The sequence below is a fragment of the Nocardioides terrigena genome, from assembly GCF_003047265.1.
GTDB classification, from domain to species: Bacteria; Actinomycetota; Actinomycetes; order Propionibacteriales; family Nocardioidaceae; genus Nocardioides; species Nocardioides terrigena.
Window position 1 is genome coordinate 97722 of the sequence record NZ_PZYY01000006.1, and the last position, 14329, is coordinate 112050.

Sequence of the window (14329 nt, forward strand, 5' to 3'; positions counted from 1 at the left end):
GCGGTCCATGGTCTAGATTGCGCTCCCGTGAGTGCACAGGCCCCTTCCGCAGTCATCCTGATCCGCGCCGAACGGTTCACCCCCAACCCGGCGACGGCCGCCGACAACGCCTTCCAGGCCGACGCCCCGGCGGGCCAGACCGACGACGCCACCGCCGCGAAGGCACTGGCCGAGATGGACGCCCTGGCCGCCGCGCTGCGGGCGGCCGGCGTCCGGGTCCACGTCTTCGACGACGAGGACCACACCCGACCCGACAGCGTCTTCCCCAACAACTGGCTCTCCACCCACGCCGGCGGCATGGTCGCGGTCTACCCGATGTACGCCTCCAACCGGCGCCACGAGCGCCGCTCGGACGTGCTCGAGCTGCTCAAGTCGTCCTACCGCGTCCAGACGATCGTCGACTACTCCGGCCTCGAGCCCGACGGCATCTTCCTCGAGGGCACCGGCGCGATGGTCCTCGACCACGTCTCCCGGGTGGCCTACACGGCCCGCAGCCACCGGGCGGACACCCACGTGCTGGAGCGCTTCTGCACGGACTTCGGCTACGAGCCGATGGCCTTCGAGGCCGTCGACTCCGAGGGCGTGCCGGTCTACCACACCAACGTCATCGCCTGCATCGGCACGGACGTCGCGCTGATCGCCCTCGACATGATCCCCGACCTCGACCGCCGGGCCCAGGTGCGCGAGCGCCTCTCGGTCAACGGCCGCACCGTCGTGGACCTGACCGAGGACCAGATCCGCGAGTTCGCCGGCAATGCGGTCGAGCTCTGCGGTCGTACGCCGGAGGGCCGGCGCCGCTACATCATGGCCATGTCGGCGCGGGCGCGGGCCAGCCTGCGCCCCGAGCAGGTCGCGGCGATCGAGGAGTCGTGCGAGATCGTCGCGGTCGACATCCCCACGATCGAGCTCGCTGGCGGGTCGGTGCGCTGCATGATCGCCGGCGTCCACCTCGACCGTCGCCCCGCGGCGGAGCCCGAGCTCACCGAGGCGGTCGAGGCGATCAACGAGGACGACCCCGAGACCCTCGACGGCAGCGACCTCATCCGCGCCGACGAGGAGGGCTGACGCCCGTCCGGTCGTACAGGTCGACGAGGAAGCGCGCGAGGTCGACGCGCTGGCGGAAGGCGGGGCTCGGCTGATCGCCCGCGCGGGCGTCGTCGAGCTCGCCGTAGAGGAAGCCGTCGAAGCCGCTGCGGAGCAGCGCGGACGTCGCGAAGGCCTCACGCACGGCGGCCGGGGTCTCGTGCACGCCCTCGGCAGCCAGGCCCTCGACGTACGCCGGGACGACGGCGGTGGCGATCCCCGGCAACCGGCCGGCGGGCACGACGTCGGAGTGGACGAGCCCGACGAGGAGCTGTCCGAGGTCGAAGCCCAGCGCGTGCGGGCTGCGGAAGGACACGTCGATGGCGACCAGCCCGTCCGGGTCGTCCGCCGGGGCGAGGAGGTTCTGCGGGCTGGCGTCCCCGTGCGGGAGGGCCTGCGTGAAGCCGTCGAGGCGGTCGAGGAGAGCGGGGATCTGCTCCCCGAACCCGCGGAGGGCCTCCGCGACGTCCCGGTCGCCGGCGAGCCAGGGGTGGCTCCAGAGGGCCTCGTCGGCCAGCGGCGCGAGCCCGCGCATCGGGACGGCCTGCTCGGCGTACATCCTCAGCGCGAAGCCCGGCGGCAGCTCGCTCACGGCCAGGACCTCGTCGGTGGTGGAGCGGGCGTTCCAGCGTCCGAGGAGGTGGGCCGCCCGGGCGTAGGCCGCGTCGTCCCACACCAGCGGGCGCTCGGCGACGTCCTCCTGCCAGATCGCGACCCGGTCCTCGGGGAGCTCCACGAGCCGGTGCAGCCGCGGGGCGCGCAGGCGGCGGGGGAGCGAGGCCAGGACCCGCGGGTCCCAGAGCTCGAGCTCGGAGCGCCACGGGAAGGTGTCGGAGAAGTGCTGCGCCATCGGGGGCGGCATCAGCTGCAGGCCGGACCAGTGGCGCACGTGCTGGAGCACCTTGCAGAAGAGCGACCAGGGGGCACCCGCGGTGTCGCGTCCGTGCACGCGGTGCACCCCTCCGGTGGCGGGGGAGCCCAGGGCGTGGGGGACGGTGTCGACGGCGGTCGTCCCGGGGTCGGGGTGGCGGCCGAGGGCCTCGTGCACGAGGTCGTCGAGGGCGGCGACGGTGTCCGCCCCGTCCGTGCCGAGCAGGGCGGCCGGGGTCGCGGCGGTCGCGGCGGGGAGGTCGTCGCGCGAGCGGGCCCCACGCGTGGGTGCTGCGGTGGTGTCGTCCATCGTCGTCCCCGATGTTGTCAGGTAGCCTTACCGTTTCGTCGATAGTAAGGTTGCCTTATGACATCGGTCAAGGACGATCTCCCGGACCACGCGCTGGCCCTGCTCGGCTACGTCATGGACGGCATGCGTCGCGACCTGGTCGCGAGGAGCGCCGACGGGGCCGGGGCGGCGACCGGGCTGCGTGCGAGCCAGCTCCGGCTGCTCAGCCTCACACCGGTCGACGGGATGCGGGTCACCGACCTGGCGGACCGGGTGGGCATGACCAAGCAGGCGCTGGGCGAGTTCGCCAACGCCCTCGAGGAGCAGGGACTGATCGAGAGCGTCCGGGACGACCGTGATCGCCGGATCCGCATCCTGCGCCCGACCGAGCAGGGTCGTCGCGCCGTCGCGGACGGGGACGCCCTCATCGGCGAGGTGGAGGCGGACTGGCGCCGACGGCTCGGGGCGCGGCGCTGGGACGACCTGCGTGCGCTGCTCCGCGCGGCCGCGGAGCTGGGCCCCGGTCAGCCCGCGGAGTAGGCCTCGACCAGCTGGGACTCGGCGGCGTCGAGGTAGGTCGCCATGGCCGCCTCGGCCCCGGCGAGGTCGCGCGCCTCCAGCATCCCCAGGATCCTCCGGTTGTCCGGGAGGTAGGCCTCGTGGAAGGCCTGCGGCGCCGCCATCACGTGGAAGACCAGGCGCAGCTCGGCAAGCAGGTGGCCCATCGCCTCCGCGACGCGGGGGCTCTCGGCGAGGGCGGCGATCGCCTGGTGGAAGTGCATGTTGGCGGTGCCGACGTCCACCCAGCGCCCCTCTTCGGCGGCGGCCTGGCCCTCCTCGGCGGCCGCGCGGGCGGGCTCGACCAGGGTGGCCCAGCGATCGGCGTACGACGGGTCGGACGCGAGGCGCTCGGCCGCGCGGCGCGCGGCGCCGCACTCGAGGATGCGGCGCAGCTGGTAGAGGTCGCGGACGTCGTCGACGGTGAGCTTGCGGACGAACACGCCGCGGTTGAACTCGTGCACGAGGAGGCGCTCGTGGCCGAGCAGCCTGAACGCCTCGCGGAGCGTGTTGCGAGAGACCCCCAGGGCGGCACCGATGTCCTCCTCGGAGAGCCTGGTCCCGGGGGCGAGGTGGCCCTCGGTGATGCGGGTGCGGAGCACGTCGGCGACCCTTCCGGCGGTGCTGGCGCGACCCAGTCGGGGGCGCTCGGCCTGCAGCTCCTCGAGCCAGTCGGTGGTGGTCACGCGGGAACAGTATCGGACGGGGGTATTGACGAATTGTTCAACAATCCCTCACTCTGGTGTGACGGGGACCACCTCTCCCGGCATCGCACGGGACCGACAGATGGGCCACACATGACCGACGACACCAGCCAGCAGAGTGCGACAGGCAGCAAGCCAGCAAGCGCGACGGCCAAGGCCGGGGCGGCACGCGGGGCACTCCTCGGCGCCATGTTCCTCATGGCCACCAGCGCCATCGGGCCGGGCTTCATCACCCAGACCACCGTCTTCACGGCCGAGCTCGGGGCGGCCTTCGCCTTCGCGATCCTGGTGTCGATCCTGGTCGACATCGCCGTGCAGCTGAACGTCTGGCGGGTCATCGGGGTCTCCGGCATGCGCGCCCAGGAGCTGGCCAACTCGGTCCTCCCCGGCGCCGGCTACTTCCTGGCGGCCCTGGTCGTCCTGGGCGGCCTGGTCTTCAACATCGGCAACATCGGCGGCACCGCGCTGGGCGCCAACGCGATGTTCGGCCTCGACGTCAAGATCGGCGGTGCGATCTCCGCGGCCATCGCGATCGGCATCTTCCTCAGCAAGAGGGCCGGCGTGGCGATGGACCGCATCGTCGTGGTCCTGGGCCTGCTGATGATCGTCATGGTCACCTACGCGGCCATCGTCTCGGGCCCGCCCGTCGGTGAGGCGCTGCGCCAGACCGTGCTGCCCGACGAGGTCGACTTCCTCATCATCACCACGCTGATCGGTGGCACGGTCGGCGGCTACATCACCTACGCCGGTGCCCACCGGCTCGTCGACTCCGGCATCACCGGCAGCGACCACGTCCGCGAGATCACCCGGGGCTCGGTGACCGGCATCCTGGTGACCGGCGTGATGCGGGTCCTGCTGTTCCTCGCCGTGCTCGGCGTCGTCGCCGGGGGCGTGACCCTCGCGGTCGACAACCCGCCGGCCTCCGCCTTCGAGGCGGCGCTGGGCGACGTCGGGGTCCGGGTCTTCGGCATCATCCTGTGGGCCGCGAGCATCACCTCGGTGATCGGTGCGTCGTACACCTCGGTGTCGTTCCTGGCCGGCTTCTCCAAGCGCCTCGAGGCCCGCCGGCCGCTCCTCACCGTCGTCTTCATCCTCTTCTCGACCGTCGTCTACCTCGCGCTGGGCAAGGCCCCGGTGACCCTGCTCGTGCTGGCCGGCGCCCTCAACGGCCTCATCCTCCCGGTCGGCTTCGCCGTCATCCTCTGGGTGGCCGCACGCCGCACCGACCTGCTGCGCGGCTACCGCTACCCCCGCTGGCTCCTGGTCATCGGCGTGCTCGTGTGGGGGCTGACCGTCTACCTCGGCTGGAACTCCCTGAGCGGGATCGCGGCGCTGTGGTGATGGGCGAGCAGCGGATCGATCTCAACGCCGACCTGGGCGAGGCGTTCGGCGCCTGGACCCTCGGCGACGACGACGCCCTCCTGGAGCTGATCACCAGCGCCAACGTGGCCTGCGGCTTCCATGCCGGGGACCCGACGGTGCTGCGCCGCACCTGCGAGCGCGCCGCCGAGCGCGGCGTGGTGATCGGCGCCCAGGTCGGCTACAACGACCTGGCGGGCTTCGGACGCCGGTTCCTCGACGTCGAGCCCCACGAGCTGACCAACGACGTGCTCTACCAGCTCGGCGCACTCGAGGCCTTCGCCCGGGTCGCCGGCACGCAGGTGCGCTACGTCAAGCCGCACGGCGCGCTCTACAACGCGATCGTGCACCACGAGGCGCAGGCCGAGGCGGTGGTCGAGGCCGTGCTGCGCTACGACCCGACCCTGCCGGTGCTGGGCCTGCCCGGCTCGGTGTGGCTCGCGACCGCCGAGGCGGCGGGGCTGACCACCGTGCCCGAGGCGTTCGCCGACCGCGCCTACACGCCCGAGGGCACGCTGGTGTCCCGGCGCGAGGACGGCGCCGTCCTGCACGACGTCGACCACGTCGCGGAGCGCAGCGTCCGGATGGCCACCCACCGCGAGGTGGTGGCCGTCGACGGCTCGCTCGTGGAGGTGTTGGCCGGATCGGTGTGCGTCCACGGCGACAGCGAGGGCGCCGTCGCAATGGCGGCCGCCGTACGCCGCGGCCTCGAGGAGGCGGGCGTCCGGGTGGCCCCCTTCGTCGGAGGCGACGTCGCATGAGGCTGCTTCCGTGCGGTGACTCGGGCCTGCTGGTCGAGCTGGCGGACCTCGACGAGGTGCTGGCGCTGTACGCCGAGCTCGTCGACGACCCGCCCGCGGGCGTGGTCGACCTGGTGCCGGCCGCTCGCACCCTCATGCTTCGCATCGACCCGACCCGGACCGACCCCGCCCAGGTGGGTCGCGCTGTCCGGGCCACGGCGACGCGACCCGGGCAGCGGCCCGACGAGGGGCTGGTGGAGGTGCCGGTGACCTACGACGGCGAGGACCTCGCCGAGGTCGGTCGCCTCACCGGGCTGGGGGAGCGCGGCGTCGTCGAGGCGCACACCGCGCAGGAGTGGACCGTCGCGTTCTGCGGCTTCGCGCCCGGCTTCGGCTACCTCGTCGGCGCCGACGAGCGGCTCACGGTGCCGCGGCGCAGCGTCCCGCGGACCCGCGTCCCGGCGCGGTCGGTCGCGCTGGCCGGCGAGTTCACCGGTGTCTACCCGCGCGAGTCGCCCGGCGGCTGGCAGCTCATCGGGCACACCACGCTCCAGCCCTGGGACCTCGACCGCGAACCGCCCGCCCTGCTGGTGCCGGGCGTCCGCGTCAGGTTCGTGGCGGCGTGATGCCGCTCGGGAGGAGGGCCGCCCGCTCCACGTCGTGGCTCGAGGTGGTCGCCCCGGGCCCGTTGACCACCGTGCAGGACCTGGGCCGCCCCGGGCTGGGAGCGCTCGGCGTCGGTCACTCGGGTGCCGCGGACGTCCCGGCGCTGCGGCTGGCCAACCGGCTGCTCGGCAACCCCGAGTCCGCCGCCGCGCTGGAGGTGACCTTCGGGGGACTGGAGGTCGTCGCCCACGGGTGCATGACCGTGACGGTCACCGGGGCACCCTGCCCGGTGGCGGTCGACGGCCGCGAGCACGGGGCCTACGGCGTCGTCCGGGTGCCCGACGGCGCCTCCCTGCGCCTGGGTACGCCGCGCTCCGGCCTGCGCAGCTATCTCGCGGTGCGCGGCGGCATCGACGTGCCGGAGCAGCTGGGCTCGCGGGCCGCGGACACCCTGGCGGCGCTCGGTCCGGCGCCGCTCGCCCCCGGGGACCGGCTCCCCGTCGGCACCGCCACCGACGCCCACCCCGGCGTCGACGTGGCGCCGGTGCCGGTGCCCGAGGACGGTGACGTCACCCTGCGCGTCGTCGACGGGCCCCGCGCGGACTGGTTCACGCCCGCCGCGCACACGGCGCTCGTGTCGCAGCCCTACGAGGTCACCTCCGACAGCAACCGCGTCGGGATGCGGCTCTCCGGGACCGTGCTCGAGCGGATGCAGGACCAGGAGCTGCCCAGCGAGGGGATGGTCTGCGGCGCGCTGCAGGTCCCGCCGTCCGGGCAGCCGACGCTCTTCCTCGCCGACCACCCGGTCACCGGCGGCTACCCCGTGATCGCCGTCGTCGTGCCCGCCGACCTGCCCCGGGCCGCGCAGGTGCGCCCGGGCCAGCGCATCACCTTCCGGCGGGTGTCGACCCCGCCGCTGCCCCCCGCGTCGCCCACCACAGGAGACACCGATGACTGAGACCGACCGTCCCGACACCCTCTCTCCCGCCGAGGCGCGCGAGCTGTTCCGCGGCGGGCTCCGGGTGCCGACCTCGGGCTGGTGCGCGGGCTGGACCCAGGCCAACCTCCTGGCCGTGCCGCGCGACCTCGCTTACGACTTCCTGCTGTTCGCGCAGCGCAACCCGGCGGCGTGCCCGGTCCTCGACGTGACCGAGCCCGGGGCGGTGAGCAGCCCCCGGTTCGCCGGTGACCTGCGCACCGACCTGCCGGCCTACCGCGTCTACGAGCACGGCGAGCTGGTCGACGAGGTCGACGACGTGACCGCGCGCTGGCGCGACGACATGGTCGCCTTCCTGATCGGCTGCAGCTTCACCTTCGAGGACGCACTGCTCGCCGCCGGGGTGCCCGTGCGCCACATCGAGCAGGGCAGCAACGTGCCGATGTACCGCACCGACGTCGCGTGCCGCCCGGCCGGGTCGCTGTCCGGCCCGCTGGTCGTGTCGATGCGCCCGATGGCCGCGTCGCAGGTGGCCACCGCGGTGCGGGTGACCTCGCGCTACCCGGCGGTCCACGGGGCTCCGGTGCACATCGGGTCGCCCGCCGAGCTCGGCATCACCGACCTGGACGCCCCCGACTTCGGTGACCCCGTCGAGGTGCGGCCGGGTGAGGTCCCGGTCTTCTGGGCGTGCGGCGTGACCCCGCAGGCGGCGGTCATGCAGTCCCGTCCGGCCCTGGCGATCGGCCACGCTCCCGGGCACATGGCCATCACCGACATCCGCGAGAGCGAGCACGTGGTCCCGTGAGGCCCGTGCTCGTCACCCGTCCGGGCCGTGCCTCCCCGCGATCCTGAGGGCGAGGAGCTTGTCCGCGGAGATGACGAGCGCGATCGCGGCCGTGACACCGAGGATCGCCAGCCAGGCACTGCCGTCGAGCGGGGCGGTGCCGAAGACCGCGTTCATGAACGGCAGGTAGGTGAAGGCCGCCTGGGCGGCCACCTGCACGACCACCCCGCCGATGATCCACGGGTTGGAGAAGAAGCCGAGGCGCCACGAGGGCCCGACCAGTGAGCGGCAGCTGTAGAGGTAGAAGATCTCGACCGCGACGAACAGGTTGACCGCGGCCGTGCGGGCCTCGGCCAGGTCGACGCCTCGGCCCTGCTCGGAGACGAAGATCCACCACGACCCCACGACCAGCAGCCCGGCGACGAGGACCGTGCGCCACACGAGGGTGCGGGTGAGCAGGGGCAGGTCCGGGGCACGGGGAGGCCGGTCCATGATGCCGGCCTCCCGGGGCTCGAAGGCCAGCATCAGCCCCAGGACGACCGCGGTGGTCATGTTGATCCACAGGATCTGGGTGGGGAGGATCGGCAGCGCCGACCCGAGGACGATGGCGACGAGGATGACGAGTCCCTCGCCCATGTTGGTCGGCAGCGTCCAGACGATGAACTTGGTGAGGTTGTCGAAGACCCCGCGGCCCTCCTCGACCGCCGCCTCGATCGTCGTGAAGTCGTCGTCGAGGAGCACCATGTCCGCGGCGTCCTGTGCGACCTGCGTCCCGCCCCGACCCATCGCGATGCCGATGTCGGCCCGGCGCAGCGCCGGGGCGTCGTTGACCCCGTCGCCGGTCATCGCCACGACGTGGCCGGCGGACTGCAGGGACTCCACCAGGCGCAGCTTCTCGCCGGGGGAGACCCGGGCGAAGACACCCGCGGCGGCCACGGTCGCGGCGTACTCGTCCTCGGGCAGCGACGCGAGCTCGGTACCCGTGACGACGCGACGTCGGTCCGCCGGCCGGTGGTCCAGTCCCAGCTCGTCGGCGATGGCGGCCGCGGTGGCGGCGTGGTCGCCGGTGATCATCTTGACCTCGATCCCGGCCGCGTGGCACGCCGCGACGGCCGCGGCCACCGCCGGTCGCGGCGGGTCGAGCATCGCCTGCAGGCCGGTGAGCACCACGCGACCGTGGAGGCCGTCGGTCGTGAAGTCGTCCGGGTCCGCGTCGCGCACCACCCCCGTCGCCAGGACGCGGAGCCCCCGGGCGGCCAGGCGGTGGACCGCGTCCACGACGACGGCCCGGTCCAGCGGCTCGACCGTGCCGTCGGCCCTCATCCACTGCTCGCACAGGTCCGCCACCCGCTCGACGGCTCCCTTGACCAGGACGAGGTGGTGGTCGTCGGAGGGGCGATGGTGCAGCGTGGCCATGTACTGCCGCTCGGAGTCGAACGGGATGGTGGCCACCCGCAGCGTCTCGGAGTCGAGCGCCCCGGCCGGTCCAGCCTTGAGCCCCACGACCTTCATGGCGGCCTCGGTGGGATCGCCCGAGATCGTCCACTGCTCGCCGTCGCGGACGACCCCGGCGTCGTTGCAGTCCGTCCCGGCGGTCAGGCACCACCGCAGGCCGGTTGCGCCGTCCAGGTCGGCCCGGACCCCGTCTCGACGCAGCTCCCCGGCCGGGTCGTAGCCCAGGCCGGTGACCTCGAGCTCGCCGTCGGGGGTCCACACGCGCCGCACGGTCATCTCGTTGGTGGTGAGGGTGCCGGTCTTGTCGGTGCAGATCACCGTGGTGCTGCCCAGGGTCTCGACCGCCGGGAGATGGCGTACGACGGCACGTCGGCGCACCATGCGCTTGACGCCGATCGCCAGCGTGATCGTGACGGCGGCCGGGAGACCCTCCGGGATGGCCCCGACGGCGAGGGCCACGGCGGCGGTGAACATCGCCGGGGCACTCTCGCCGCGCAGCAGCCCGACCACGAACGCCACCACCGCCAGCGCGACGATCACCACGGTGAGCAACGAGCTGAAGCGCGCGAGCTTGCTCGTCAGGGGCGTCGCCAGCACCGTGGCCCCACCGACCATGCGGTGGATGCCCCCCAGCTCGGTGCGCTCCGCGGTGGCCACGACCAGGCCGCGTCCCGTCCCGGCGCGCACCAGGCTGCCGGCGTAGAGCATGTTGGTCCGGTCGGCCACCCGGGCGGCCAGTTCGAGCACCGCGTCCGCCTTGCGGATGGACGCCGACTCCCCGGTCAGGCTGGACTCGTCGACCAGGAGCTCGGTCGCATCGACGACGCGCAGGTCGGCGGGCACCTTCTCGCCCGGCTCCAGCGCGACGAGGTCCCCGCTGACCAGGTGCTCGGACGCGATGGTGCGGCGCTGTCCCGCACGGACGACGCGGGCCTCGCCCCGGACCATCGACCGCAGGCTGTCGAGGGCGGCGAGGGCCTTCGACTCCTGGACGAAGCCGACCAGCGCGTTGACGAGGACGACGCCCATGATGACTGCGGCGTCGACGTACTCACCGAGCAGCAGCGTCGTCAGCGCGGCCGCCAGGAGGACGTAGATCAGCGGGTTGTGGAACTGGAGGAGCACGCGCCGCACGAGCGAGTCGCCCCGTGCCTCCGGCAGGGTGTTGGCCCCGTCGCGGGCGAGGCGGTCGACCGCGACCGGCTCCTCCAGTCCCCGGTCCCGGTGGCTGCCCAGGCGGGCGACGACCTCCGCGACCGGGACGGCGTGGTGGTGGTGGTGCTCCGGAGCAGTGTCGATGGTGCTGTGGTCCGGCAACGCGTCAGGCCCGGTAGTCGTCCGTGGGGACCACGACCGCACGCCCGGTGACGGTGCCGTGCGTCAGGTCGAGGTAGGCCTGGGCGGCGTCATGGAGCGTGTAGAGCGTGGTCTCGGCGGTCAGCAGCCCGCGGGCGCCGAGGTCGAGGACCTCGACGAGCTCGTGGCGGTTGCCCCAGTAGGTCGTCTGCACGCTGGTCTCGTAGGGCAGGGAGAAGAACGACACCGGCAGCGTGCCGCCGCCGATCCCGACGAGGGTGAGGTCGCCGAGCGAGCGGGACACGGCGGCGGCGAGGGCCAGCGTGTCGTCGCTGCCGACGTGGTCGAGCACGAGGTCGGCGCCCAGCCCGCCGGTGAAGTCGCGGATCTCCTGCACGGCGTCGGGGCCGGGGGCGACCGCGAGGTCGGCGCCACCCCGCAGCGCACTGTCGCGGGAGGACTCCCGCGGGTCGACGGCGACGATCCGGGCTGCGGTCGTGGCCTTGAGCACCTGGACGGCGAGGTGGCCCAGGCCGCCGACACCGATGACCACGGCGGTCGAGACGGGTCCCAGCTTGTGCTGCGAGCGGCGCACCGCGTGGTACGGCGTGAGCGCCGCGTCGGTGAGCGGCGCGGCGGAGACGGGATCGAGCCCGTCGGGAAGCGGCACCAGGTGCCGCGCGGCCGGGACGAGGAGGTACTCCGCCATCCCGCCGTCCATGCCCAGCCCGCCTCCACCGCCGGGGACGGGGGCCAGGTCGGGGCGTGCGCACAGCGTCTCGTAGCCGCCCAGGCAGCGCTGGCACTGCCCGCACCCCCAGGCGCCGACGACGGCGACCGGCTGGCCGGGCTCGAGGCCGCGGACGCCCTCGCCGAGCGTGTGCACCCAGCCGGCGTTCTCGTGGCCCAGCGTGAAGGGCGGCTCCCACGGCAGGGCGCCGGCCTCGAAGTCGTGCATCAGGTGCAGGTCGGAGTGGCACGCCCCGGCAGCGCCCACCTGCACCAGCACCTCACCCGGCCCCGGCACCGGGACCGGCACCTCGACCAGTTCCGGCTCGCTCTTCCACGACGGCAACCGCAACGCCCACATGGGGTCCTCCTCGTCGATGTCCTGTGCCCAGCATCGCGGTGACCGGGCGGGCGATGAAGAGGCCAGCGACTCCGTCGACGGGGGCCGTTGGTCCCTAGGAGCCGGGCGTCGCCCGCGGGATCGTGGAGGTCCCACCTCCCGCGAGGAGCCACCCGTGCTGACCGCCCACCCCACGCCCGCGCAGGCCGCTCCGCTGCCCCAGCTGCCCGGTCCGGTCGACCAGTACGTCTCCCTGCGGATCCCGGTGTGCGGCCTCGCCGACACCGTCGAGGAGGTCCTGGTGCGGCTGCGCGCGGGCGCCCACGACTCGGTGGCGGACGTCGCCGTGTGCACGGAGCCGGGCACGCCGTCGCGGTTGCTCGGCCTGGTGCCGTTCGCCCGGATGCTGGCGGCGCCGCCGGGGACGACTGCGGCGGAGCTGCTCGACCCCGACCCGCCCGTCGTCGCCCTCGGCCACGACAGCGAGCAGGCGGCCTGGAAGGCCGTCCGGCACGGGGAGTCGAGCCTCGCCGTCGTGGACGAGGACGGCCTGTTCCACGGGCTGGTCCCCTCGTCGCGGCTGCTCGGCCTGCTGCTGCGGGCCCACGACGAGGACTTCGCCCGCCTCGGCGGCTATCTCGCGTCGTCGCACACCGCGCGGGTGGCCATGGAGGAGCCGGTGACGCACCGGCTGTGGCACCGGGTGCCGTGGCTGGTGCTGGGCCTCGCCGGCGCGGCGCTGTCCGCCTGGTTCGTCGGACTCTTCGAGGGCCGGCTCACCGCCGACGTGCGCCTCGCGTTCTTCATCCCCGGCGTCATCTACCTCGCCGACGCGGTGGGCACCCAGACCGAGGCGCTCGTCGTACGCGGACTGTCGGTGGGCACGTCGTTGCGCTCGACGATCCGGCTGGAGGCGCTCACCGGTCCGCTGCTCGGGCTCCTGCTGGCCGCGGTCGGCTATCCCGCCATCCTCTCCGTCCTCGGCGACCCGGGCATCGCACTCACCGTCTCGATCGCCCTGGTGGCCGCGTGCAGCGTCGCGACCGTCGTCGCCGCCGTGCTGCCGGTGCTCATGTCCCGGACGGGCCGGGACCCGGCCTTCGGCAGCGGTCCGCTCGCCACGGTCATCCAGGACCTGCTCTCACTGGTGATCTACTTCCTCGCCGCCGTTCTGGTCCTGGGGTGATCGACATGGTCCAGCCCACGCTCACCTTCCTCGGCGCCGCCGGCACCGTCACCGGGAGCCGCTTCCTCGTGGAGGGTGCCGGCGCCCGGGTGCTCGTGGACGCCGGCCTCTACCAGGGCCCGTCGAGCCTGCGGCGGCGCAACTGGGACGAGTTCCCCGTCGACCCCGCCTCCATCGACGAGGTGGTGCTGACCCACGCCCACCTCGACCACACCGGCTACCTGCCGCGCCTGGTCAAGGAGGGCTTCCGCGGGCCGGTCCGCTCCACCCCGGAGACCGCCGAGCTCGCCGCGATCGTGCTCCGCGACAGCGCCCACCTCCAGGAGGAGGACGCCCTGTACGCCAACAGGACGGGCTTCTCCAAGCACCGGCCCGCCCTCCCGTTGTACGACGCCGCCGACGTCGAGCGCACCCTGCCGCTGCTCGAGCCGGTGCCGCTCGACGAGGACGTGACCATCGCCGGCGGCATCGTCCTGCGGCTGCGGCCGGCCGGCCACATCCTCGGCTCGGCGACGGTGTCGCTGACCGTCGACGGGCACCGGGTCCTCTTCAGCGGCGACCTCGGGCGCCGGCACCACCCGCTGCTCCGGCCCCCCGCGGACCCGCCGGCCGCCGACACGATGGTGGTCGAGTCGACGTACGGCGACCGCCTGCACCCGGTGCCCGACCCGCAGCGACTGGCCGACGCGGTCCGGCGGACGATCGGCAGGGGCGGGAGCGTGCTCGTGCCGGCCTTCGCCGTGGACCGCACCGAGCTGGTCCTGATGGCGTTGCGGCGGCTCACCGAGGCCGGTGACATACCCCGCGTCCCGGTCCACGTGGACAGCCCGATGGCGCTGGCGGCGCTGAGGGTCTACGAGCGGGCGATCGCGGAGGGCAGCGGCCAGGTGCGCGCGGACCTGTCCCGGACGAGCGGGCTCTTCGACCCCGGGGACCTGCACGCCGCCCGCACGCCGACCGAGTCCCGCGAGCTCAACGACCCGCGACACCCGTGCATCATCATCTCGGCGTCCGGGATGGCCGCCGGCGGCCGGATCATCCACCACCTCGAGCACATGCTCCCGGACCGGCGGCACACCGTCGTGCTCACCGGCTACCAGGCGGTCGGCACCCGCGGACGGCAGCTCCTCGAGGGGGCGCGGGACGTCAAGATCCACGGCCGCTACATCCCGGTGCGCTCCGAGGTCGTCTCGATCGACGACTTCTCCGTGCACTCCGACGCGGGGGAGACCCTCGACTGGCTCGAGCGCGCGCCCCGGCCCCCCGGCACGGCGTACGTCGTCCACGGCGAGCCCGACTCCGCCCGGGCGCTGGTGCGGCGGATCCGCGACGACCTCGGCTGGAACGCCGTCGTCCCGTCGTACGGCGAGCGGGTCCTGCTCGACTGAGGCCC

At 73.8% G+C, this 14329-nt stretch carries 13 protein-coding genes; 9 read left to right on the top strand and 4 right to left on the bottom strand.

Annotated elements, in window-relative coordinates:
- Window positions 1-27: 27 nt before the first annotated feature.
- Window positions 28-1065 (top strand): citrulline utilization hydrolase CtlX, encoded by a 1038-nt coding sequence (ctlX, locus tag DAE25_RS14200; RefSeq protein WP_107766824.1) that lies wholly within the window; start codon window positions 28-30, stop codon window positions 1063-1065.
- Here the strand turns inward: ctlX and DAE25_RS14205 are convergent.
- Window positions 1040-2263 carry a hypothetical protein gene (locus DAE25_RS14205; protein ID WP_107766825.1) on the bottom strand — a complete coding sequence of 408 codons (1224 nt, stop codon included), beginning with the start codon at window positions 2261-2263 and terminating at the stop codon, window positions 1040-1042. The genes ctlX and DAE25_RS14205 overlap by 26 nt on opposite strands.
- A gap of 57 nt (window positions 2264-2320) precedes the next feature.
- On the opposite strand from DAE25_RS14205, the gene DAE25_RS14210 reads away from it, so the two are divergent.
- Window positions 2321-2782: a MarR family winged helix-turn-helix transcriptional regulator gene (locus tag DAE25_RS14210; protein WP_107766826.1), complete on the top strand. Its 462-nt coding sequence runs from the start codon at window positions 2321-2323 to the stop codon at window positions 2780-2782.
- On the opposite strand, the gene DAE25_RS14215 is transcribed toward DAE25_RS14210, so the two are convergent.
- On the bottom strand, window positions 2767-3486 hold the full coding sequence (locus DAE25_RS14215; protein WP_107766827.1) for a GntR family transcriptional regulator: 720 nt from the start codon (window positions 3484-3486) through the stop codon (window positions 2767-2769). The genes DAE25_RS14210 and DAE25_RS14215 overlap by 16 nt on opposite strands.
- A gap of 111 nt (window positions 3487-3597) precedes the next feature.
- Here DAE25_RS14215 and DAE25_RS14220 point away from each other — a divergent pair, with 111 nt between their 5' ends.
- The 5 genes from DAE25_RS14220 to DAE25_RS14240 are packed head-to-tail and all read left to right on the top strand — an operon-like array spanning window position 3598 to window position 7951.
- A complete protein-coding gene (locus tag DAE25_RS14220; RefSeq protein ID WP_107766828.1) occupies window positions 3598-4845 on the top strand; it encodes an NRAMP family divalent metal transporter in 1248 nt (415 codons plus the stop codon).
- Window positions 4845-5624, top strand: a complete 780-nt coding sequence (locus DAE25_RS14225; RefSeq protein ID WP_107767067.1) for a LamB/YcsF family protein — start codon at window positions 4845-4847, stop codon at window positions 5622-5624. The genes DAE25_RS14220 and DAE25_RS14225 overlap by 1 nt, the downstream gene beginning before the upstream one ends.
- Complete coding sequence (locus tag DAE25_RS14230; protein WP_056889082.1) at window positions 5621-6229, top strand: 5-oxoprolinase subunit B family protein; 609 nt, start codon at window positions 5621-5623, stop codon at window positions 6227-6229. Before DAE25_RS14225 ends, DAE25_RS14230 begins: the two co-directional genes overlap by 4 nt.
- Window positions 6229-7167 carry a 5-oxoprolinase subunit C family protein gene (locus DAE25_RS14235; protein WP_107766829.1) on the top strand — a complete coding sequence of 313 codons (939 nt, stop codon included), beginning with the start codon at window positions 6229-6231 and terminating at the stop codon, window positions 7165-7167. The genes DAE25_RS14230 and DAE25_RS14235 overlap by 1 nt, the downstream gene beginning before the upstream one ends.
- A complete protein-coding gene (locus tag DAE25_RS14240; protein ID WP_107766830.1) occupies window positions 7160-7951 on the top strand; it encodes a putative hydro-lyase in 792 nt (263 codons plus the stop codon). The genes DAE25_RS14235 and DAE25_RS14240 overlap by 8 nt, the downstream gene beginning before the upstream one ends.
- A gap of 12 nt (window positions 7952-7963) precedes the next feature.
- On the opposite strand, the gene DAE25_RS14245 is transcribed toward DAE25_RS14240, so the two are convergent.
- Window positions 7964-10702: an HAD-IC family P-type ATPase gene (locus tag DAE25_RS14245; protein WP_199907597.1), complete on the bottom strand. Its 2739-nt coding sequence runs from the start codon at window positions 10700-10702 to the stop codon at window positions 7964-7966.
- Between the two features lie 4 nt (window positions 10703-10706).
- A complete protein-coding gene (locus DAE25_RS14250) occupies window positions 10707-11771 on the bottom strand; it encodes an NAD(P)-dependent alcohol dehydrogenase (protein ID WP_107766831.1) in 1065 nt (354 codons plus the stop codon).
- A 154-nt stretch (window positions 11772-11925) separates the two neighbouring features.
- On the opposite strand from DAE25_RS14250, the gene DAE25_RS14255 reads away from it, so the two are divergent.
- Together DAE25_RS14255 and DAE25_RS14260 are read left to right on the top strand one after the other, a co-directional pair.
- A complete protein-coding gene (locus DAE25_RS14255; RefSeq protein WP_199907598.1) occupies window positions 11926-12936 on the top strand; it encodes a magnesium transporter in 1011 nt (336 codons plus the stop codon).
- Window positions 12937-12941: 5 nt separating this feature from the next.
- Window positions 12942-14324 carry an MBL fold metallo-hydrolase gene (locus DAE25_RS14260; protein ID WP_107767070.1) on the top strand — a complete coding sequence of 461 codons (1383 nt, stop codon included), beginning with the start codon at window positions 12942-12944 and terminating at the stop codon, window positions 14322-14324.
- Window positions 14325-14329: the final 5 nt, after the last annotated feature.